At 56.6% G+C, this 24020-nt stretch carries 13 protein-coding genes; all 13 read right to left on the reverse strand.

Going from position 1 to position 24020, the window contains the following annotated elements:
* Nucleotides 1-10: 10 nt before the first annotated feature.
* The 13 genes from BLR00_RS04765 to BLR00_RS04825 all read right to left on the reverse strand — a co-directional run bounded on the left by BLR00_RS04765 (nucleotide 11) and on the right by BLR00_RS04825 (nucleotide 23810).
* Nucleotides 11-850 (reverse strand): hypothetical protein, encoded by an 840-nt coding sequence (locus tag BLR00_RS04765; RefSeq protein WP_074631076.1) that lies wholly within the window; start codon nucleotides 848-850, stop codon nucleotides 11-13.
* On the reverse strand, nucleotides 831-2522 hold the full coding sequence (locus BLR00_RS04770; RefSeq protein ID WP_256324049.1) for a GspE/PulE family protein: 1692 nt from the start codon (nucleotides 2520-2522) through the stop codon (nucleotides 831-833). The genes BLR00_RS04765 and BLR00_RS04770 overlap by 20 nt, the downstream gene beginning before the upstream one ends.
* The gene (locus BLR00_RS04775) at nucleotides 2519-3700 is read right to left on the reverse strand and encodes a type II secretion system F family protein (protein ID WP_074631077.1); all 1182 of its coding nucleotides are present in this window, start codon (nucleotides 3698-3700) and stop codon (nucleotides 2519-2521) included. The genes BLR00_RS04770 and BLR00_RS04775 overlap by 4 nt, the downstream gene beginning before the upstream one ends.
* Before the next feature lies 1 nt (nucleotide 3701).
* A complete protein-coding gene (gspG, locus tag BLR00_RS04780) occupies nucleotides 3702-4136 on the reverse strand; it encodes a type II secretion system major pseudopilin GspG (RefSeq protein ID WP_074631078.1) in 435 nt (144 codons plus the stop codon).
* Nucleotides 4129-5049, reverse strand: a complete 921-nt coding sequence (locus BLR00_RS04785) for a CysB family HTH-type transcriptional regulator (protein ID WP_074631079.1) — start codon at nucleotides 5047-5049, stop codon at nucleotides 4129-4131. Before BLR00_RS04785 ends, gspG begins: the two co-directional genes overlap by 8 nt.
* Before the next feature lie 172 nt (nucleotides 5050-5221).
* Entirely contained in the window at nucleotides 5222-5854 is a 633-nt protein-coding gene (locus tag BLR00_RS04790) for a hypothetical protein (protein WP_074631080.1), read from the reverse strand.
* Nucleotides 5855-5909: 55 nt separating this feature from the next.
* Nucleotides 5910-7484: a putative porin gene (locus BLR00_RS04795; protein WP_176759937.1), complete on the reverse strand. Its 1575-nt coding sequence runs from the start codon at nucleotides 7482-7484 to the stop codon at nucleotides 5910-5912.
* Nucleotides 7485-7507: 23 nt separating this feature from the next.
* The gene (locus tag BLR00_RS04800) at nucleotides 7508-8209 is read right to left on the reverse strand and encodes a TonB C-terminal domain-containing protein (RefSeq protein WP_081346643.1); all 702 of its coding nucleotides are present in this window, start codon (nucleotides 8207-8209) and stop codon (nucleotides 7508-7510) included.
* Nucleotides 8209-8613 (reverse strand): ExbD/TolR family protein, encoded by a 405-nt coding sequence (locus tag BLR00_RS04805; protein ID WP_074631082.1) that lies wholly within the window; start codon nucleotides 8611-8613, stop codon nucleotides 8209-8211. Before BLR00_RS04805 ends, BLR00_RS04800 begins: the two co-directional genes overlap by 1 nt.
* Nucleotides 8613-9023, reverse strand: coding sequence for an ExbD/TolR family protein (locus BLR00_RS04810; protein ID WP_074631083.1), 411 nt, complete (start codon nucleotides 9021-9023; stop codon nucleotides 8613-8615). The genes BLR00_RS04805 and BLR00_RS04810 overlap by 1 nt, the downstream gene beginning before the upstream one ends.
* 14 nt (nucleotides 9024-9037) lie before the next feature.
* Nucleotides 9038-10720: a DUF2341 domain-containing protein gene (locus tag BLR00_RS04815; protein ID WP_074631084.1), complete on the reverse strand. Its 1683-nt coding sequence runs from the start codon at nucleotides 10718-10720 to the stop codon at nucleotides 9038-9040.
* A gap of 42 nt (nucleotides 10721-10762) precedes the next feature.
* On the reverse strand, nucleotides 10763-12409 hold the full coding sequence (locus tag BLR00_RS04820; RefSeq protein ID WP_176759938.1) for a ShlB/FhaC/HecB family hemolysin secretion/activation protein: 1647 nt from the start codon (nucleotides 12407-12409) through the stop codon (nucleotides 10763-10765).
* A 991-nt stretch (nucleotides 12410-13400) separates the two neighbouring features.
* On the reverse strand, nucleotides 13401-23810 hold the full coding sequence (locus BLR00_RS04825; RefSeq protein ID WP_074631085.1) for a filamentous haemagglutinin family protein: 10410 nt from the start codon (nucleotides 23808-23810) through the stop codon (nucleotides 13401-13403).
* Between the last annotated feature and the right edge of the window lie 210 nt (nucleotides 23811-24020).

Here is a 24020-nt window from a genome sequence, read left to right on the forward strand (position 1 = left end):
GGCTGTTCCATCAGGACAACACCAGCATGGCGCCAGCAAAGACCCGGTCCTGGATTGGCGTCAATCCTGAAGGCCATGCCGGCTTAGCCATTTGGACTTCCCAGTCATTCCCCGCGGATACGAGATCGCCAGATTCTCCATCGACCAGCTCCGGTGCGCACAGCCGCAGCGAATGGTGGTCGTGTAGTCCGGCGGTAATCGTCAAGCGATCCAGTATGCTGGGCAGGCTGCTGCCCCAGTCATTTATTGCATAAACCTGTTGTACTCCGCACCAGCCTGCCTGCTTCCACGCCAGCAGACTGAGCCGTTCGGGCTCCGCCAGTACAAATATTCCATTGGGTGTCCGCAGGGTGCGATGCAGATGGTTGAACGCCGCCATCAGGTAAGGCTGAATCGAAATCAGCCGTGCGCCCGATGCAGCCACTGCATCGCGCAGGGTGACGACGAGTTCGCGATCCACGGCGCTTGCCAGAGCGGGATGGCCGGGTGCGGCATCACTCAACCTGACATCCCAGCCGGCGACAACATCGCCGTGCGCCCGCTCAAAGGCATGACGCGTGAGTACATCCAGTTCTTCGCGGTTGCGTGCGCTATCCGGATTGGGAACAATCGCATACCGCAGCAAGCGATTGGAAAGCATTGCCGTGACCCGCATCCCCCCTGCCTGCACTGAGCGCAAAATCTCCGGTAGGATGGATAGCGCGCCGCGCCAGGACGTGGCTTTGTCCACGGCGCACGAAATCGTATCCTTGGCGGTGACATGCGGATGTAAGCCACCGGTTGCGTGCAGCCATACCACGCGATCCGGATAGATCGCCAGAACAAGCCGGTCACGCCACAAACGTGACACGATTGATCTCCTCGAGAGTGGTTTTGCCATCTGCCACGGTTGCCAACGCCGCCTCACGCAAGTTTTTCATGCCGCGCGTACGGCCCGCTTCTTTAAGTTTTCTTAACGGCTCACGGGCGATTATCATTTCCCTGAGTTCATCATCCAATGCCAGCAATTCCGCCACCGCTTTCCGGCCTCGATACCCGCTGCCACGGCACTGTCCGCATCCGCGGCCCCGGCGGAAACGGAAGTCTTTCGTGGCCTCCGGCAGCAAGCGGGACGCCGCCAGCAGCTGCGCAGAAGGCGTATAGTCTTCAACGCAGTGCGGGCAGACCAGACGTACCAGGCGCTGGGCCATTACGCCGTTCAGCGCCGCCACCAGGCTGTAGGGCTCCACATTCATGTGCAGGAAGCGGCTGATCACGTCAAATACATTGTTGGCGTGTAGCGTGGTGAAAACCAGGTGTCCAGTCAATGCCGACTGCACCGCGATCTGGGCGGTTTCGGCATCACGAATTTCACCCACCATGATTTTGTCCGGGTCATGCCGGAGGATGGAGCGCAAACCTCGCGCAAAGGTCAGTCCCTTCTTTTCATTGACGGGGATTTGCAGCACGCCAGGCAACTGGTATTCGACCGGATCCTCGATGGTGATGATCTTGTCATGGCCGTGATTCACTTCGCTGATCGCCGCATACAGAGAAGTGGTTTTGCCGGAACCGGTGGGACCTGTGACCAGCACCATACCGTAGGGCTCGCTTACGAGTTGGCGAAAGCCTTCAATGATGTAGTCGTCAAAACCCAGTTGTGCCAGGGACAGGCCGGTGGCCTGATCCGACAGAGATTTGCGGTCGAGCACCCGCAGTACCGCATCTTCTCCATAGATACTGGGCATGATGGAAACCCGAAAATCCACGTCCCGCCCCTGCATCATCACCTTGAAGCGGCCATCCTGCGGTACCCGGCGCTCGGCGATATCCAGTTCTGACAAGACTTTCACACGAGATACCGCCTGTTCGGCCATCTCCGCCCCCTGCATGGCGCCAACCTGTGCGAGAACGCCATCAATACGATATTTGATGACCAGCCCCGAGGCTACGCTCTCCATGTGGATATCACTCGCTCCACTTTTAAGTGCGTCATACAACGTAGAGTTGACCAGCCGGATGATCGGACTGGCATCCGCATTAATATTTTTCAGCGAGAGATGCTCTATATCGCCGGCGTGAGTTTTCCCGGTTTCCGCTGAAGTCAGCATGGCCCCGTCCATCGCGTGCAGACTCTCTTCGTGGCGCGCCAGATAGGCCAGAATATCGGCGCGATGGGCCAGGTAGAGATCAAAGGGTTCGTGTACGCATTCCATCGCCCAGTCGAAAAATTCAATATGAAATGGATCGGCTACAACCAGGCGTAGCCGTTTCCCTGGAGCGCGCAACGGGAGGCACTCATGCCGGGTTGCAAGTGTAAAACTCATGATGTCGAAAGCCGGGCTTAACGCATGCAGGGCTGCCATATCCATCGCTTGCAAGCGTGCCGCGCGTGCCAACTCGGCGACAAAATGGGAGGTATCCAGTTCCGAATTGGTTTCCAGCACATCCACCACGGAACGTCCGCTGCGTTGTGCCAGCAAGCGGGCCTCGGCAATGCCCTGAGGCGAGAAAAGCGTCATCGCGGCTGACGGCGTGCTCATTGCAGGCTACCCGCCAATTCAAAAATAGGCATGTACAGCATGAGTACCACGACACCTATCACAAGCCCGATAAAAATCATCAGCAGCGGCTCGAACAGGCGTGTAAACCATTCCAGCCAGCGCGCGATTTCTTCATCATGCAGCGTGGCGATATGCTCCAGCATGGGACCCATTTCGCCGCTTTTTTCTCCGACCCGGAGCATGCGCAACGATACGGGTGTGACCAGCCCGGCAGCTTCCATCGCCTCGGAAATGGCGCGGCCTTCACGGATCAGCGCGCTGGCGCGGGTGAGGCTGACGTGAAAGGAAACGGCCAGCAGTCCGCGCGCCATTTCCAGTGCCTGCGACACCGTGATGCCGCTTACCAGCAGCATGCTCAAGGTGCGGTAGAAGCGAGCCAGCTGAAAAATTCGCATCTGTTCACCAATCATGGGAAGGCGCCATAGCAGTCCCACCAGATAGCCGCGTACTTCCCGTATCGACAGTGCGTAACCCATGGCCGTAATAGCAATAAGCGCGGATATCAGGATGGTGTTCCCATACTGATCGATCAATCCCGCCCAGGCCAGCACCATGCGCAACATCCAGGATTGTGAAGTTCCGGCGTCCGCATAGATCTGGGAGAATCGCGGCACCACGTAGCCAAGGAGAAACAGGATTACCAGGCTGCCGACCGTTATCAGGAGAAATGGGTAAATCGAGGCAGCCACCAGTTTCTTCTTGAGTATTTCGACCTGCTGCTCGTAGCCGATATAGCGCATGAGCGCCTCCGGCAGGTCACCGGTTCTTTCGCTGGCTCGTATCATGGCCGAATAGAGGAGCGGAAACTGCTTGGGATGGCCCGCCAGCGCGGCAGAGAATGTCTGCCCTGCGTATAGGGCATCGAGTATGCCTTGCAAGGTGGCGCGTACTTCAGGACGATGCTCCTTTTCGGCAATGCCCTCCAGTGATTCGATCAGGCCGAGCCCGGCTTTCATCAACGCATACAGTTCCCGGCTGAACAAAAGCAATGGAAATCGCCCATGCCTTCCCATGCGCAGCTTATCGGGCCGTGCTTCCGTCGAGATGACTTCGTATCCCTGACTTTGCGCTTGCCGGGCGGCATCCTCTTCATGCGGAGCATCAAGGTCCAGCGATATCAATTGACCGGCGGAAAGGGCGCGAACGGTATATCGCATTTTACCAATTGACGATATCCGCACTCTCTTCATCGCCCCCGGGTTGGCCGTCCTTGCCTAAGGAAGACAAGTCATATTCGCCATGCTCACCGGGCGCTTTATAGAGATAAGGTCGTCCCCATGGATCATTGGGGACGGCCTTCTGGAGATAAGGTCCTGCCCACTTCGACTCAGCCGCCGGTCGAACATTCAGCGCCGCCAGTCCCTGTTCACCCGTCGGATAACGGCCAACATCAAGACGATACTGGTCCAGCGCCTTTTCCAGGGAATTGATCTGGGCACGAGCGGTCTTTACTTCCGATTTGCCAAGCTGGGCGAAATACTTGGGTGCGACATACCCAACGAGCAAACCAAGAATGACGAGAACAACCAATAGTTCCAGCAAGGTAAATCCGGATTGAGCCCCGCGTTCCGGAATATTTCGGCGTTCAAGCATATATTTTTTGCCTTAAAGCGGATTCGGTCAGATCCGGTGCCAGTCTCCCGATGAAATCATAGGCATACGCGCGCAGATAGTGCCCACGCCGCACGGCGATGCGGGCAAAGTTGGATCCAAATAAATGACCTGCCGGAATAAGGGCCAGGGACACATCGCGCTCGGGACTGAACGCCAGAGATGAGACAACGCCTATCCCCAGCCCAAGCCCTACATAGGTTTTGATAACGTCGGCATCCATCGCCGTAATGACAATATCCGGTTCAAGATTAGCTTTACGGAATGCATGATCCACGTGGGATCTGCCAGTAAATGAAGGATGATAGGTAATCACCGGGAACTTGCTTAAATCTTCCAGTGTTACCTTATCCACTGCCAAAAGAGGATGGTCATTCGGAACGATGATTCCATGCTCCCATTCGTAGCAAGGGAAGCTGATCAAATCCGGGATTTGGGCGAGCGTTTCCGTGGCAATACCGATGTCAGCATCACCGCTGAGCAGCAGTTCAGCGATTTCCTTGGGACTTCCCTGGTGCAGGGAGAGATGAACCTCGGGTACGTCCAGCATGAAGCGCTTAATGACATCCGGGAGGACATAGCGGGCTTGCGTATGGGTGGTTGCAACTGTCAAATTTCCTTTTTTGCGTCCCGAAAACTGCGAAGCCACCCGCTTGATATTCTCGGCATCGAGCAATATGCGATTCACCACTTTCAGAAGATCACTGCCTGCCTCGGTCAATCCCACCAGACGCTTGCCAAAACGAGAAAAAATCTCGACGCCAAGCTCATCCTCCAGTTCTTTCAACCCCTTGGAAATGCCTGATTGGGAAGTAAACAGCGCCTTCCCCGTCTCGGTCAGATTGAAGTTTTGCCGAACTGTTTCACGAACGATTCTTAATTGCTGAAAATTCATAAGCGAGAATTTACGTGGTTATTGAAGAGATATAAAGTTATAAAAAAATGTTTCCATATGAGTTTTTGTGATAAGAACATGCTAAACCGGATGCCCGTAAATTTACCAACAGGCCTTGCCACCGGTGCCGTGAAAGTGATTGAAAGTGCGTCGCGAGGATCTGGGATCATCATCAGGGGTTCGCAGAGCGCACACTGAGGGGTTTCATACGGTTCTGATCGAGGTTGTCGCGGTAATCCTGAAAAATGTTTTCGAGTTCAACGCGTTTAATCTGGGTGAAAGGCTCTGCTCGCAAAATACTGGTAAAGCCTTCCGGTCTCTCGACATGATTGATCAGCTCACGTCCGAACTGATAGAGTTGTTCGTTTTTACCGGAACAAGTTGCCAAGGTGGCGTCCAGCGCTGTTTTCTCCGAAGCCATTGTCTTGAATTGACGCTGGGTTTCCAGTTGCAATGTACTGACCTCAGCCAGCTCGGTTCGCGTCTGCCGCAAATTGCTTTCGGCCTCTTTCAGCCTGGCTTCAAGGTCGGCAGCCTTACCTTGTTCCTTCGCGTAATCCTCCGCCAGGCGCTTGTTCTTTCGTGAAAATCCATCCAGATTTTGCTGCGCTTCACTCACTCGCTGCTCCTGTTCCTTTAGCTTGTTGCCCAGCTCGGTATTGGCCTGTTCCAGCTCCGCTGTTTTTGCTTGAGCCTGTTTGATGGCCTGCTGTGTACGGCGCTGCGCTTCCCGTTGCCGCGTTTCTTTTTTATCGGCGGACCACGCCGGTGCCGTCGGGCTCATCGGAAATATGAATAAAGCCATGACCATCCATGTGATATTCGGGAAAAAAGAAGATCGCAATAGGTTGGAAAACACCTTAGAACCTCGCGGTAAGATCGATTTGAAGAATATCGATACCCAGTTTTGGTCCGATGATCTGATTGGCGGTAAGCCAGCGCCCGGTAAACCAGACGTTATCGGCAATCGCATAAGCGGCGCCTCCAATCCAGCCTTGGGCATTCGTGCCGCCCATATAAAACTCGGAATCGGTAAAACCATCAAGCAGCGAATCGGATTCCATGCGTTTGAATGCACCAAACAGCAGCCAGTCATGGCGTTTCGCCGCGAGCAACTGGCCCATGTCCTGAAGCATGGTCGTGCCGATGTCGAGGCGCACCTGGTAGGCTGTGTTGCCTTCCTTTCCGGTCAGGTTCGCACCGCGCTGTCGCATCTTGCCGGGGTCGAAACCAAGATTCCGCGCATAGTCGCCCATGAGGCGAATGCGCACAGGATTAAATGTGGCCAGGTCTATTCCGCCGGTCAGGTTCAACTGATGAAATTCGGATGCCAATCCATATACGCCTCCGGCATCCAGTCCGGCAACGGGTGGATTATTAAGTTGTATCAAGGTGTTGCCCTTTTGCCGCCACTGCACCGCGGTGGTGTTTAAATTTACATCGCCATTCAGAGGACTGATTTTTCCAGTCATGTTTTCATAGTGATAGTAGGCTGCCGCCAGCGTAACTTTGGATTGAGGGTTCATATTCCATTCCAAGCCGCCCTGCCCCCCAAATAACCATTTATCATTCTTTGCCAGATCGACTTCCTGGATGGGGAATACACCGCCAGCCCCGAATACCAGCAAACGGTCGTTGACCTTTGGCCTCGCTGAAAACATGACCCCGTCAAAGTTCAGATCGGGATCCCACACCATATCGGTACGGTAAAACGGATTGGCTACCTTCCCGCCACTGAGAAGCAGCCAGTCGTTCGGCCTGTAGTTGATATAAAGCCTGTCGAAAAATGCGGCAAACGAACGATCGCTATCGCCGAGCGTCTGATTCGCCGCTACCGGATTTTCACTTGCCCCATTCGTTGCCAAACGGACTCCGGCAGTGAAGTGATCCGTAAGTTTCACATCCACGGCGAGTCTGGCCCTCACGCGCCAGCGGAGGCGATCTATTTGGGTATTGTCCACATCAACCCCTGCCAGTCGGAATACCCCTGGCGGGGCATTTGCTTGGGAAAAAAAATCGGTGTCATAACGCAGTCGAACATCCCCGCTCCAGGTAAACCGATCCAGCCATGAGGGAAGGGGCTTGCGGTCTCCCCAATGTTCGTTCTTCGCCTGTGCCAGCACATCCTGCTTGATTTCCTCGCGCATCTCCTGCTTGACGAACTCTGGAACGTACTGCATGCGAATGACCTTGCCTTTATCTTCACCACCTTGCAGTGCCTGCTCACCAGTGAGTTTTTGCGGCGCATCGTTTGCTTTAGGCGAAACCTCTTCCGCTACTTGTTTCAATAAAATATCAGCCTTCTCCCTGGAAAGAATTCCTTCCTGCACCAGCAGATTCACCAGTTTGACCGTACTCGCGTCAGCTATCACCATGCCTGAAGACAGCAGGCTGAAGATGCCCAGAATTATTTGTAGTAAATATCTGATTTTCATATTATCTCTTGCATCGTCATTCATCAGCCGCCCGCTGATCGGGAGGTGATTCTCAATCTCACGGGTTGCGGCATGTTTGCCGGAGGCGGTTCTGAAAGTGGCGCGATATTATTCAGCGCTGCCTTGATCAACCCGTCTATCTGGGCGTTCCCGCTGCTCCCTTCTAATTCGAAGCGCTCAATCTTTCCGTTTCCGGCAACCCAGACCTTGACCACCAGCCGGTAATCCCCCTTGGCTAGATCTCTATCCTTGGCCAAAGCACTTTCGATCTGGCCTTTAAGCAATCCGGTAAACCAGGAGAACGGGTCTTTGCCGCCGATCGTGGTGCCCCCCTGGTACTCATTGGTGACCGTACCGGCCTGAAACGGACTTGGACCGTCACCCGCCGCCCCTTCCATCTTTAAAGCTTCGGCCGGAGGCTGGGGCGCTTCCTGCGGCTTGGGCTGTTCAACCTTCATCTCCTTTGGCTGCTCCTTAGGTGGTTCTTTTGGTGGCGGAGGAGGCGGCGGAGGCGGCGTATCGGACATGATCTTTATGGTGGTCGCCGCTTTCTTGGGGCTGGTATTTCCCGTCATCAGGTTCTTCAAAGCCAGGCCGATACCTGCCACCACCAGTAATAACCCCAATCCGAGCGCAATGCGTCGCAGCCAGATCTTGCCCTCTGCCGTCCTTTTCGCCGTCCCTTTAGCTATGGGCATCGATATGCCTTGAAGCTGGCCGCCCATCAACTTCCTATTTTTGCCGTCACCAAACCCACATTCTCAATCTCCAGGCGCGTCACCAGGTCCACCACGGCAATTACTCCCGCATAGGACGCTTTGGCATCGCCCTTGATCATTACGGCAAACTTGGGGTCTCGCGCTTTGGTTGCACTGAGGTGGGTCTCGAGTTCGGCGAGACTCACCCCTACGCCGTTCATCAACATGCTCCCACCCTCCTGTACCTGGACGATCTTCACTTCATGCTGCTCTGTGCTGGGTTTGCTGGAGGGCTTGGGCAGGTTCATGGTGAGCCCCTGCACACCCGCGGTCGTCATCAAGATGAAGATGACAAGCAGTACATACGCAAGATCCAGCATGGGCGTGATGTTAATGGTGTCGTAGGGTTGCGATTCGTTCTGTATCTGCATTACTCGGAACTCTTCTTAGTGACCAGGCCAATCTCCGTAATGCCCAGTTTCTTGCAGATCTCGAGCACTTCGGAAACCTTGTCGTAATGTGCTGCCGCATCGGCTTTGAGTACCACCGGCAGCGAAGGATTGTTACCTTTGAATTCGCTCAGGCGCTGTTCTAGCATCACCATATCCACGGGGTACGCATCCAGGTAAACCGCTCCATCCAGCGTGACGGTGATCGCACGAGTCTGCGGCTGGGCCAGGCTTGCCGTGTTACGCGTGTGCGGCAGCTCTACCTTCACTCCCTGCACTGATGCTGTGGTCATAATGATGAATATCACCAGCAACACATAGGCAAGATCCAGCATCGGCGTGATGTTGATCTCGTCGTAAGGTTGATTGTCTTCCTTGACATCACCAGACATGATTCAGTCCTTTCTTAGCGTCCATACAACTCGGCGACCCGGGTTACGAATTCATCCACGAATATCTGCATATCAGTTGTGATGTTTTTGATGCGGCTGGCCAGGTAGTTGTAGCCAAATAACGCGGGTATCGCGACCGCCAGACCGGCGACCGTAGCCAGTAGCGCTGCAGCGATTCCGGGGGCGATGGCATTGACGTTCACGTCGCCCGCCGCGGCGATTGCGGCAAAGGTAATCATCACACCCACTACCGTACCCAGTAGTCCCAGGAATGGGCCGCCGGATATGGCAATGGTGAGCAGCACCATGTTGGCGTTCAGCTTTTTGTTTTCCCGTATGAGATTGGCATCAATCGATGCCTTGATGGCGTCAATGGATGCACCCGTCAGCGTAAGTTCATTGCCGTTGGTGTAGCGTTTGCGGATTTCCCTCAGCCCCGCGCCGTAAAGATGGAATAGGGTAGAATCGGGATAATTATCATTCTCGTCGAGTGTCAACAGATCATCGCTGCCAGCATTTGCGAAACGATCGAGGAACAGACGGTTGCCGCGATCCGTGCGAACAACCAGCTTGCCCTTCACAACCATAACAGCCAGACTGATCGCAAACATGACGGCAAGAATAATGATCACCACCCACGCATCTACGGTCAGGCTTTGAAAAAGAATGCCGAAATAGGAAACGCTTTCATCCTCTTCTTCGCCGTCAGTGGAAGGTTTTCCGATTTTTAGCAGCTGGCTGTCCATTCCCTGACCCGCCGCGGCCAGCTTGAACCAGTCCTCACCGCGAGCGACATTAGCTATCTGAATCTCATCGAGTTCGCCGGTATAGCCGGCACCGATCTCCACGCCGCCCTGCGCATCCGGCAGCGTAAGATCGCCTGTCCCTACCGGTGCGCCGTTCACATACAGCGTGGCCTTGCCTGCGGTTGCCGTGACAGCCACATGCTGCCAGGCTGCGGCCTTGATTTCACCGCCGGAAATGACGGTCGCACCAGACGCCAGTACCAGCTTCTGGTTGTCGATTCTGAGGGAAAGCGGTTCTTGGCGGTACAGCACTGCCTGCTGAGGAAGCGCGCCCGGTTTGATCCAGGCGGAATACGAAAAATTACCTCCCGCTCCCAGTTTGAGCGCAGGCGCAGGGTGGATGCTAAGGGGCTTTTCATTGAACACGGCTGCCGCGCCAAGCAAGGCCGCCTTTTGCACGGCTATTTCACCGGTTGCCGCCAACCCATTCGCTGAGGCATCCTGCAGTAGCGCTTTCTCGCTGAAATGGAAAACGGCTGCAATCCCTGAATCCCAGCTGCTCTTGTTGTCAGCTGCGCTGGTGGCCGCCTCGTTACCGTAATAGAGCCAGAAATGTGCCGACTTATCCGCCGGATTAATCTGAGGGAGCAGCACCCAGATCACCGCCAATTCGTTGATGGAATCAAATTTCTCGATATGAAACTTGAGTTCGGTCTTGTCATCCGACGCGACAAATCGCAGATCGGCGCCATCTGCATCTGCATCCAGAAAATTGAAGTTGCCTGAATGCAGGCGTACTGCCACCGGCACCTGATCCACCGCCGTCCCCCCACCTTGCGGATTAAGCGTGATTTTTGCTCTGGCGGGCCATGCCTCGTCCCAATAAGCTCCCGCAACCGGAGAAAATGAAATGAAGTGCAAGGCTAACAATAAGAAAAATACTTTATTCATCAGGCTATATATCCTTGATAATTCGAGCTGAACCGGCATGCGCTACATCTCGAGCAGTACTTTGAAATGCACACGCATATCTCCGGTCTGGATGTTGGTGGTGCTATTCCTGAAATTCCGTAAAGGCCAGGCAAAATCAAGTGCGCCGCTGAAAGCGCTAAGCCCCCTCTGGCCCTTCAGATTGTCCGGCGACCGGATCCTCATGCCAAATCCCGTACTCATGATGCCGTATGACAAATCGGTGTCCAGGGTCTGGTAGTTATGGGTATAAGCACCGTCGACGAATACAAGCATTCGCCAGTCAATCAGATCCCCCGGCAGACGGGGGGTTTGCAGCCCCACCGAGCCTTGAAAACCGTTGTCACCGAGCAGTTGGGATTCCGGGTAGCCGCGCACCGTCTCGACCCCCCCGGCGCTAAACTGTTCATTATTGACGAGCGGCTGATTGGCTATCTGTGCGGATACTCTTCCCGACAGAATAAAATCCTTCGGCAGGGTTTGCTGACGCTGCAAATCGGATCGAAGGTAGATGAAATCAGCTTGGGCGCCATGCCGTTTGCATTCGAACTGATCTTCATAAACTCCTGGTATGCACTCTATCCTGCGCTCACTCAAAGGGCGTGTTGAGAAGTGAACTCCCAACCCCAGTTGCGTGGTGCCGTTTGTATCCTGCTGGGTGCCGTTGTACTGGAGGCTGATCGGGAAATAACGTATCGGCGTGTTGAGGCTGTCCGTTCCCAGTTGCACCGCCTGTTTGAAATTTTTATAGTCGAAACCAACTGCTAAACTGTGATAATAATTATCCAAACCGGTTAACGGCAGAACGAGCCGGGTTCCGACAATATCACCCTTGCCGATCACGTTTGTGCTACCCAGAACCGCGACATTGCTATTCGCATGAACGCCGTAGACGGCGAGCATGATGCCGCTGTCTCCCAAACCCATCAGGTAGGTTCCCGAAAAGACCTGAACCTGATCAAGATTCTCCGGCGCAATCTGATATTGAACATTCAGGCTATGCCGCCGCTGCCAGAGATTGTCATAACGGAGGGTACCAATCAGCCGCAACCGGCTGGTATTGGGACTGAAGCGGTCATTCAACTCCATGCTTGCGTAAAGTGGAGATCGATCCTTGACATTCAGATCGACGTCCACGGTACCCGGCGTTGTACCCGCGCGCAGTACAGGCGAGACACGCAGGCTGGCGGAGCGGTTCAGCGAGGCCATTTCTTTCTGAACCACCGGAAAATTGGGAACGCTTCCTTCGGCAAGGGAGGGCACCGCTTCACGAATAAGGCCCAGCGAGTAGTAACGCGAGTCTTTGATGCGTAAACGTCCCACCTTGCCTTCAGTAACGCTTAATCGAACGACACCATCCTTGACATCCTGCTCGGGAATATCTACAAAGACCGTGACGAAACCGCTGTCCTTGTATGTCTGCTCCAGCGCCTTGCGCGCCGCCTCCAGGTCGTCAATTGTTTTTTGCTCTCCCATAAAAGGGTAAATAATCCTCTCCACGACCATCTGTGGTAATACGGTGTTTCCTTCAATCTGAATATCGAGAATATCGAAAAGTAACTTCTTCTCGGTTTCCGCAATTTCCGTGTTTGCTTCACGAGCAGGCGAGGGCGTTTCCGCTGATACGGAAACGCTCGACCAGAATCCGAATTTGGCGGTTAGTGCGAACAAGCAAAGTATCCTGAAATTATGAAACACTCGGTGACCCAGTATTGTTTCCCGTCTCATCAATACAGCGGCGGATAGACGTGCGACCGCGCTCGCCTTAATGCACGATGCATATGAGAATAAATTGCGTTAGCATCTCGCTCGGACCTCGAAGCGGGCTGCGGCTGCCTGTCCTTAGGGCCTCATTCAATTGATGAATGCGTTGTTACAAAATTATTCAAATCATCGTCTGACTCATATATGCCGTCATGGGGGAAGGCCTGCGGAAATGCGAAAAAAATTCATTACGCATGGGTATCCGCTAAATCAACCAAAAGTCATATCATGCGGACATTCCTTCATTAAGCATTCAGACGGGATAGCAATATACGATTGAAGCGGATTTAAATGAACCTACAAAAAATGGTTTTAATATGAATTTTTATGCTAAGGGAATTCACGGGCTCTTCTCTAAAAGAGGCCAAAAATAGAAGATGCGATTCGGTGAAGGGAAGGTGGTGGCCGCCGGCTTTTTTGCCAGGCTTGCCTGATAAGGAAGGGGAATTAGGGACCGGTGCGATAGATGAACTTAGGGCCTGTTAACACTTATTTCGCACCCGCGACGGTGACGGATTTCATCCAGCACGAGGCATGAGCCGCGCGGCGGAGCAGGCCTCCGTAAGCGGCGAGTAACGAAGGGCTGGATGAAATCCGTCCCGTCCCTTTGGGTTGCGCACAAAAAACGTGGATGCCGCGTTACGAAGCTTGGCCATAGGTTACTATGGCCTGCGCTTCGCGCCTTGCCTCCGCGTTTTTTGTGTAGCAACGCGGGTGCGAAATAAGTGTTAACAGGCCCTAAATCTCTCAATTGACTTGACCCTTGCCTTCTGGGGAAGCTTTGCTGCCGGATCAGGAGGATGGAAATGCGAGCAGCGTGCCGCGCCCGAATTTTGGGGAAGTTGGGTCGGAGTGATCAAAGGGGTGAGGAGTTTCCTATGGCCTCGCCTATGGATAATTATTCGCCCAGACCCAGCACTTCAACGCGAATAAATGAAGGCATGAGCTGGCGGGTGTTGGACAGACCGGAATTGTTGGTACTTGCCGCACCACGCCCGAAATCATCGACAGTTCTTGTAACCGACGCTCCGACACTGGACCCTGCAGCCGCGGCGCCCGCCAGTACGCCGCTATCCGAAACCGGGGTGCCCGTTGCCACGCCACCCACACGAATATTATCCGCGCCCACTACCTGCACCGCGGCAACATTCAGGTTGCCAGCCACGCGAATTCCCGCATCCCCGGCGTCGACGATGCCCCTGGGCGCCAGCAGATCGACGGAACCCACGGTGGTTCCGGCGCCTGTCAGCAGCTGACCGATGCCGCTGCCCGAGACCGCGCCACTTGGATTGACAAATATATTGCCATTGGCATCCGTCTGTATCACCGGCGGCGGCGCTGCCGATGCAGTTTTCGCTCCTCTTCCGGCATCGATATTTCCATCGGAAGACCACAGCAGAATGTCACCTCCCTGCAGCGTGAGGATACGCGAGCGATTGACGGTGAAATGCTCCTTGGCAAAAGCGCGGATGGCTCCCTCGCCAAATGCCATGATGCCCAGATTGGCCGCCGCGGGGATATTGGGTCTGACAGACTCATCGATTTTCAACGCTCCCAGCTCCGCCGGGGGGTTGGTCAGTCCTACCACCACCGATCCGCCGGGCGCCAACAGCGAGATATTGCCGTCCTGTTCGGTTTTGATCTGGCTGAAAAAGAGATTGATGTCACCAGCATAATCAGCTGCCGGGAACAAGGTCTGGATGGCGTCGTAGCCGCGGTCATAACTGGCGCCGCTAAGATTATGCTCCAGGCCGGTGGTCCTCAATTCGCTGTATAGAACCTGGGAGACGAAAGGCAGCTTCTGCGGATCGGGCAGGGAACGGAACGCTGCGAGCGCTTGTGCATCCGTCAGGCCGCCCTGGCTGGTGAGTTGCCTCATATAGGCGGTCAGCGCCGCCGGATGCGTGCCAGCCTGTGCGGTGCCCGCCACCAAGTACCGGTCTATGAAGGCGGTGTAGTTGGGAGTGCGCAATCCCCCGGTCGCTTCGCTACCCAGGCCCGCTGCCGCGACGATGCTGGCGCCACCCGCCGGCAGGCGCGCGTCGTCGGTGCTGCCCCGGGTGGTCACGCCCGCGCTGTTGCCCAGATCAAGGTTGCGACCTGCCAGTAGCTCCAGCAAACCCGGTCCTCCCACGCGGATACGATCATAATTACCAAGCAATTTATTGCTCGCGGCGTCCTGCCTGATGTCGAAAATAATATCGCGGCCGGCCTGAAGCAGAGTTAAATCGGCCACATTTAAATTTTTGCTATCCAGATTGAGATTACTGATATCTTTGCCGGCAATGAATTGCGCTTGCTTGGGCAGGATGATCAGTTGGCTGTCACCAAAAATACTGCCCGTCTCGGCAATAACGCGGACTGGCTGAGTATCATTTCTATATAAGGGAAGGATGGGCAAAGCGGCAGTATCCAAATGAATGTCTGCACTTAAACCCGGGATTGTGGAAGTGCCGACGGCATTCAAAAATGGAGCCGGCCTGAGCGGGTTGGCAACGCGACCGGGATCGGCTTCATATATTCGTGTCATGCCACCAAAGGTGATGTTGCCATTGGCCAGCAGAGTCAACCCACCACTGGGAGAAGGAAATAGACGGGTCTCATTGACCTGCACATTTCCCGACAATGCTACGGCCTCAAGGCCTGCAGGATAGACCTGCAAGTTCGGGTTTTTGAAGCCAGCCTTGGTTAACCCACTAGCGGGCAAGCTGTCCAGGATCGCGCCAACGTTGTTATTGAGCGTCAGATTGCCCGCAACACTGGCAAGATTAAGCTTGCTTGTCGTTGAGTAGGTATAGAAAAACGTGGGCGTATTGTTTAGATTGTTGCCGAGTGTGTTAGCGCGAGCAGCAGGCAATGTCGTAGCGTTCAACACCCCTTCCAGGGTAGCATCCTTGCGCGCCCGAACATCGATTTTGCCGTCGCCCAGCACCAGCAGCGTATAAACAGGAGTGGTATCAGAGGAAGATCCGTCAGCGGTATCCTGTACGGCACGTGCGGAACCCAGCGATCCGCCGGCGCTGATCAGTGCGTGGCCGCGATCAACCTGGAATATGCCGCTGTTGACATCCCCCCCTGCCAGCAGGGTCAGATCGCCGCCGCCCTGTATCACCAGGTTGGCGGGATCGGGGACGGAACCGGCCGCACCTGCGAGCCGCCCGTTGGTTGGAATCACGGCGGAGAGGTTATTGATATTATTGCCGGCTTTTACCGCGATATCGCCGCCGCCCAGTGCGCCGATCCCTTGCTGGAAGCTGGCAAAATTGACCCACCAGGTCGTGTTCTGGTTTGCGGCTATGGTGCCATCGCCATCGGTGTTGACTTTGCCGCGGCGCCATAGCCAATCGGCGACCAGTTGCTTGCTGGGCGCGCTGGTAATGTCCTGTCCCGCCTGGATACTGATATCCCCGCCACCTACGGTGTAGTTTGCGCCCAGCGATGCATTCAGGCGATTGACAGGCAGCTTGAACAGATCTGGATCGATCGCGATACCCGCTGTTCCAGCCGTATAGATCACCGAAGCGGAGGCATTGGGCTGGGTAAAGCTATCCGTGGCTTGGTCGTAGCCAAGCCGTACATCACCCGCGGCCGCGACATCGATATCGCCGGTGCCGGTGCGTATCAGCTTGCCGGGTGCAAGAATGAAATGGCCATCCGGCGTAGTGGTAACACTCAATGGGTCCGCGCCGGATAAGTCTGCGCCGCCAACCAGCCGGTAGGACCACGAGGGGCCGGTCCCCAGCGCGGCGCCCGGCGCGGCTGTGGCAAAGCCATCGCTGATACTGCCTTTGACGATGAGATCGCCGCCTGCACGCAGGGTTAGCATGCCCGGTTCGTCTCCGGCACGGCTGGCCGAATAGAGATTCCAGTCGCTGTCGACTGTCAGGTTGCCGGGGGATAGGACTTCCACCCCGGGCCGGATGTGGAAGGCACTGTCGCCGCTTTTGCCCAATGTATCCAGGATCGTATTCTTGTGAGCCATGAAGCTTGCAATATCGGCATCGATCTGGCCGAAGCCCAGCGTGGCGCCGTTCGTGCCGCCCGCAGTCAGCGTATCCACGTTACGGTAAACCTGGACTGCTTCCAGCACTGTGGCGGAAGTACCCTGGATAGCCGAATTCAGCCCACTCACTGCCACGCCATCACCTGCACCGCTGCCAGTACGCGGTGCGCGCAACAGCACTTCGCCCCCCGTACCACCTGTGCCGGCGCGGACATCGATCTGGCTGCCGGTTTGAAGGTCGAGCGTGCCAGCTGCCGTGCCCAGCACGACTTTTCCACCCTGCTCACCGGTTGCCGTGGCGTCGGCCCGCAAAGTCGCACCCTGGGTCAGCGTCACGCCGTTGTTTGCATGAAGCTCGATCCGCCCACCGGTGGCGCCGCCGGCGGCGATGGTGCCAGCTACGGTAATGGCGCCCTGATCGGCGCTAAGCTTGTACTGGTGGGCATGAACGATATCGGAGGCCGCTATCAGAATGTTGCCGGTGCGAATACGCGTATCGACCGATTGGGTAAAGCCACCGGCGGCCAGCGACCGGTTCAACGCGGAGTAGCTGCCCAGACCCAAATTCATGACATCGAGTTCGAACGTACCTTGATGCTTACCGGCAGCAGCGGTGCCGGCCCGCAGGTCTCCGTCCAGGAACAGGGAGCCGTGCCCGGCCCTGATGGATAAAGTCCCGGCATCGCTGCCATTGCCGCCCACGCTACCATCGGCCGCGTTTGTCGCGCCGGCGAGATCAACCACGGCGGCGGATAGCGTCCCGGCCGCTGCTTTGATATCGACGTTACCGCTGGCGGACTGGAGGCTCACTTTGCCCGCGGGGGCATAAGCGCTTATCCCTCCCAGCTTCTTATCGACGCCCGAGGCTTCAATGCGCGAGCCTGCCTGCAGGGTAACGTTATCCTCGGATTGAGCGCCGGTGGCCTGCAGTGCCAGTTCCCCGGCACGTACCGAGATCAAGCCGCCCTGGCTGATTTGCGTGCCGCTGATCGCAAGTTTTCCGCCTATGCCGGCGTCCGCCAGTGCTGTACCAGCGCCGGTACCCGACCCTGCTTGATCGATATTTACCCTGCCGTCCACGTTGGTGATACTTTGGTCCGCGCCGGTCGATGTGCCCAGTCGCGCCGATTGCAATTGCAGATCGCCCGCATTCGCCAGATCGAGCTTGCCATCACCAGTTGCCACAATATCCTTTTGCGCCTGGATATGTACGGAGGAGAAGCCATCGATGTGTTTTTCGCCTTCACCGATGAACAGACGGCCGGAGTTGGGCGCATCGCCATTGAGCGCAAGAACGGTCAGGCTGCCGCTGCCGTCGCCCGCGCACACCGTGGCGCAAGCCGCCTGATTGAGGTTGGTCAGATTGACGGAGGCCGCCTGCAATAGTTTGTTATCGGCACCATGACCCACCAGCCCCCAGCCATCGAGATGAAGACTGTCGAGACGCGGCTTGCCATCCGCATCGATACTTCCCAGGACCAGGGAGCCATACAAATCGATGGTGCTGTAGCTGCGCACGGTCAGTTCGGTGAGTTCGCTAAGGCTTGACAGCAGAGAGGAGGTCAGGTTGAGACCGGCGCCCGGCGTATCAGGGGGCGCATCGCCCATACTGACCCTGCTCGACGAGAGCGCGATGGCGTGGGCGTCGATGCGGGCGGAAGGTGCGATCCGGCTATCCGCCGCGGCATCCAGGATAACGCTGCCGGTGCTTGCGATCCTTGTCTGATCTTCCACGATCAAGGTGCCCAGCAAGGCTACCGAGGGATCTGCGATCGCACGGTTGAAGTTGGGCTGAGGCGCCTCCGCGACGCGAAGCAGGGCGCCATCTCCGTTCACCTGCAGCGCGCCGGCGCTGTTATCCAGTGTTCCCTGGCTGCGAATGGAGCTGCCGGACCGTGCGACGACTTGCTGCTTTGCCGCCAGGATGATTTCCGGCGCGAGCAGGGTAGCCGCCGTGCTATTGCGCAGTTCGACCCGCTCGGCGCCCACCGTGAGCTGGTCGCCTGAAGAAGAGGTGGTGCGTCTCCCGCCTATGAGCAGGCTTTGGGCGCCCAGGCTGTTGAGTCCCGAAGTCTGCAACTGCAACGTACCGTCGTCCGGACCCAGACTGTCCACCAGACTGATGTAGGGGGCTTCCACCGATACCTCGCCACCACGGCCATCGCGCACAATGGCGTTACCCTTTGCATCCTTCCCAACGACGAAGGTAGCCGTGCTGAAACCGATAGTGCCATTCAATAATAGTGCATCGGTGGCGGCAAGCTGGAGCTGTCCAGCGTCCGCGGCGATTCTGGGAATGACCGTTCCGGCGGAAACCGCCGTTTCAGAGAAAAACTGGTTCGAGAAACTGTCGTTATATTGCGATTGCGTTCGTACTACGCTGCCAGGCGTGACGTGAAACAGGGAGGTTCGGCTATCGGCAATATCCGTGCCTGCAACCGCCGTGCGCCCGGCCACGATACTGGAACCATCCATCTGCGCGAACACGGTCCCGAGGGGGAGATCCTGGTACCCAAGTGCGGCGGTAAGCACAGGAAGCGGCATATCCCGCACCCCCTTCACGGTGGAAATCGCGTACGCGCCCGGCAACAGGGCGTAGCGGGCCGGAAGCAGCACATAATAGCCCGCCGCCAGGCCGGGCACGCCGCTCAGATAGACCGTGTCACCGACGCTCACCCCGGAGCCGATCTGATACTGATGGTCGAGCGGGGCAAATACCGATGGTGAGGTGGTTGAACTGAAGGCGGGGAGGATGGCCGCGGTATAACGGCTATCCAGCACATCCTGCGAACCGCCCGGTCCCGCCACGAATTCATACGCATACAGGTCGCCGCCACCGGAAAGATCAGCCCTTGCACCACTAGCGATAGTCACGGCGGGCGCATTCAAGGATATTTGCTTCGCTAACGGTGATGAGATGAGGTTTGATGTTGCCGGGTCGACCTGGTACACCCAGGATTTTCCATTCTGCACGCTGCCGAAAGGGATTAGCTTGCCATCGCCGGATACCGAGGTCACGCTGCCATCCTGCAGCGTGACGCCGCCGGTCGCATTGAAGGCGATCTGCCCCAGCGGCGCGCGCACTACTCCGGCCTGGTTGATGGTAGTGGCGTTGACCGTAAGCTTGCCGCCCGCGGAAAGCGGTGTGTCGCTCAGGCTGCCGCCATTGGACAGGAAGGTTACCGCACCGGGCGCATAGGCGCCCTCCGGATTGAGGGTGAAATTCGCCCGGGTTACGGGGTAAAGCTGAGCCGCCTGGAATATCAGGTTGCCGGCGGTTTTGAGCGAACCCGTAAAATTGGTGGTTGAATCGGTCAAGCTGTAGGAAAACCGGATATCGCCGTCGCTGTGATAGCGTGCGGTGGAAAATCCGTCGAGTAGGCTGTTGCCGCGGATATCCACCAGCTTGGCGCTGACTGTCAGCGTCGCATTGCCAGTTGCCGGGTCGCGGACCGGCAACGTGCCTGCCCCGGGCTGGTTTTTACCATTGACATTTCCCAATGCCACATAGGCCGCCTGCAGGTTGGCGGAGGCGCCCGGATTTCCCCTCAGCACCGGCGCATCCAGCGTCAGGCTGCGCCTGGCAGCGAGATCCACGCCTCCATCGATTGCGATGACATCCGTACTCTTGAGTTCGATCTGGTCGAAGCCGCCAGCCTGGAGCTGTCGCGCACTGATCCGGGCGGTGCCGTTGGCCGGAGCGGTAGGCAGGCCGGTAACCGGGTCCGAGGTGAGCGTCAGGATGCGATCCTGTGTCGGGTAAATTCCCGCGCCCCCTCCCAATGCTCCATTCGGATTGATGGTTCGATCATATAAATCCAGCCCGATGGACAATCTGCCTGCGGCAGCGCCCGGGACGGACGCCGCTTTACCAAGCAAACTACCGTTGACAGCCATGCCCTCCCGTGCTTGCAGACTGATTTCACCTCCCGCTCCGGCAATGGCGATGGTTTGCACGCCTGTGGTAGTGAACTGATCTATCTCGCCCCTGGCTCCGGAAACATCGATCAACGATCCGGACTCCAGAATCAGATCGCCTTTATTCGCGCTCAAGATTACGCTGCCCGCGTCCAGCATCCTGCCCTTGCGCAGGCCGTCCGCGCTATCCCTGCGGATCTGTGCCACGCTGCCTGCCTGCAATCTTGCGCTACTGCCTACCAGTAAATGCTGATTGCTTACGAAGCCTTCCGTATTGTCATCCTCGCTGGCGATAATCAATCCCGGCGCCACACGCAGACTGATGTGACCCGCCGGCGCGTCGATGGAGCCGAGAACTTGCAGATTCTCACGTGCGGAAAGCGATACCGACGCACCGGGGTCGGTGATAATGGAAGCTCCCACCCCCATGGTCAGGTTGCCCAGTCCCAGCCGGCTCAGGGCGCTGGTCGACGCCAGTGTCAGGCTCACCGGGCTGCGGAACAATTCATCCAGCGTACCGATGCGGCTGAAAGCCGACATGGCGGTTCCGGTGGGCCTGATCAGGTAGCTTGCATCCGGTATCCAGTTCTGCATTTGCGGGCGGATCTGCGTACCGGCTACAATCTCCAGGTTGTTTACTCCAGTCAGGCTATACGACGCAAAGCCGCCTTGGCGGAACGCGGCCGGATCGATCCAGTATTCCCCGCTGTTTCCTGAAGGCGCTCCGCCTATCCTGACCGTGGGGGCAGTGATGGCGAGCGTGCCGCCATCGAATAATCCATAGCCCAGCAGTACTCCGCGCATTTCAACCGCGCCCAGCATATTGCCGGCGTTATCAACACTTGTCGAATTCAACTGGATGTTTCCGCCCTTCCCCGCAGTCAGCTTGTTATTGCTATCCACCCACCCGCCGCCGGACACATCGATCTGGCTGCTGGCCCCGACCACCACATTCTTGAGGGCGGTCAAAGTCACCTTTCCGCCGTCGAGCAACAGGGGCGCATTATCTGCGGTGGCGAAAATAAGCGGAGAATTGTTGACCCATCCGCCGCGCACGTCGATTTGCGTGCCCGGAGCCAGTTGAACGCTACCTTCCCGGCTTTTCAGGCTGACCTCGCCTGAAAGGATAGTGATGTTGCCGGCTACATTAATGTCTGAGGTTGCCAGCGCAGAAAAGGCTCCGCCGGGCGAAAGCCGCAAATCCGTGGCGGCAGAGAGATGGATCGTGTCATTGCTGAACAAATGCAGGCTGGAGAAACCGCCCTGTTTTATTAAATCAGCCGATAGCTGCAGGCTTTGCCGGGATTCCGGCGGCGCCGGGGTACCGGAATCGAATCCCTGCAGCAGACCGGGAGCCGACTGGCTTAGTACAATGTTCCGGGCGCGGAAATCCGGGGTTTCCCCCCCGTTTACTTCCTGGCTGGCTTCGCCAATCACCAGCGTGCCGCCCTTGGGCAGGTCGGCCTCAATGCGCTGCAACAGTCCCGGGGTTGCATGCGCCCGCAACGCCCCTTGCAGTGCCGCCCAGGGCGTACTTACGGAGATCGTCCCGGCGGATTGTCCTTCCGTATATCCCTGTAATACCGGGCGGGGCGTCGCCACGATGGTGGTGGTACCCCATTTGCCTGACGTGACGGTATATCCGTCGGCAAAGCCTATGTAATTGATGTCGATGGGCGCGTCGGCGATATTGTAGATCCTCCCATCGCTCCCCAGCAGGGTCGTGGTGCGATCAAGTCCCTGTTGATACTGGATGGTGCCGCCGGAGACATCGAGGATCGAGCCGCTTTTGGTGATCACGTCACCGCCGGAGTCCAGCGAAATACTGCCGGCCTGCGTGAGTTTTTCGGAAATCCCACGCCCCAGATTATTACGGAACGGAGCGATATCCGCCAATGGGGTGCCTTTGCGGAGATCGACCGTGACCGTTTTGCCTTTCAGGAAGCCGTTGCGTTGCAAGGGGGCATCTTGCAACTCGTTCGAGCGCAGCTCTACTTGAACCAGATTGCGTTCGGCGGAGAGTTGCACGCCTTGCAAACCGGAAGCATCAATGCGGCTGGCCGTGTCGAGGTAGATGCGACTGCCGTCGGGCTCGATGGGTACCGGCTTAGCGTTATTGCGATCGCGAATCCGGTCGTAAGGATTATCCGCCGCCAATGCGCTTACGTTGCCACCCGGTGCAATAATGGAGGCGCTCCCCTGCAGGGCTATTTCTTTGCCGACTAATGACACTGCTGAGGGTAGGAAAACCTGAGCATCGGTGACGGTTTTTTTGTCAGTCGCATCGGCGATGATCTCGGTGACGCTACCATGGGACATGGTTAAAGTGCCGCCCTGATTGGGCAACAGTTTGTTGCTGCCATTTTCCGCGACATTGACAAATCCAGCGGAAAGGCTACTATCCAAAGGGTTTCGCCGCGAAACATCCCCGGCGGACAGTTGAATGGATCCATTGGCATTCACCGAAGTCGTTGCGGTCAGGCGGCCGGATTGATTCACCAGCAGCCCCGCCAGGGTGATGTTGCCGCGTTCCGCCGTGATTGTTCCCTGGTTGCTGGCGGTTGAATTGGTTAGCCCGCCCGCATCTACCTCGATCAGCAGGCCACGCAGCGCCGGGTCACTACTGGCGGCCAGATAGACGGTTTTTCCAGCGCCCAATATGGCCTGCCCGTCCGGCGTGCTGATCTTTCCCTGATTGGTGACCGTGGGCGCCAGTAGCATAATGCGCCCACCGTTGGCGGTAGCGAGAATGGCACCCGGTTTGATTTCGATATTGCCGGTGAAACCGGTCCCGCTTTCAAATACTGCCGGGAATGTATTATCTATTACACCTGTGTTGCCCGTGAGCAATCCTCCAAGATAGGTTGAATCCTTGATATTGAGCGTTGACGCGACCAACCCGCCAACGTCGACCTGTGCGCCGTTGGCAAAGAGAACGCCGTTCTGGTTGATCAGGTAAACCTGCCCGTTTGCCCTCAATTGTCCGGCAATCGTGCTGACATCCGGTCCCCACACGCGGTTCAGGGTAGATGCGGTGACGCTGGGCTGGTCAAAGACCACCGCCTTGTCGGCGCCGATATTAAAATCTTTCCAGTTGAGAATGGCTTGTTCGCTTAGCTGGCGCACCGTCATGGTGTGGCCGTTGATCTCGGGCATGCCGCCATGACCTATCTGGCCGTGGCCCACGAAAGGCAGATCGCCGCCCGCGCCGCATGCGCCGCCCGCGCAGGGCGTCGGCAATGACGCCGGGTCGATGGCGTAAGCTACATTCGACCATGCCTGCATCACCGCGCTGGCGGCCCACAGCAATTTGAAGCTGGTGGTTAATCGGTGACGCAAGTGCTCGGGACGGGAGCATTTGGCCGAATTGTGTCGCGGTGATTTCATGCGGTGAAACCCTTTAACCAGAATTCGGCAGTTGTAGCGGCATCGCTAACATGGCGAAAATCAAAATATATAAAAAATTCATTATGGATCATGAGGCTATCAAGAAAATGACGATCAATTACTGAATTCAGGATTAATCTTTATCCAGCGTGGGGCAGGATTGTCGCGAATAAAAAAATTCCTGAAGTAAGCACTTTCAACCAGTTATAA

The organism is Nitrosospira multiformis (assembly GCF_900103165.1).
Taxonomy (GTDB): domain Bacteria; phylum Pseudomonadota; class Gammaproteobacteria; order Burkholderiales; family Nitrosomonadaceae; genus Nitrosospira; species Nitrosospira multiformis_D.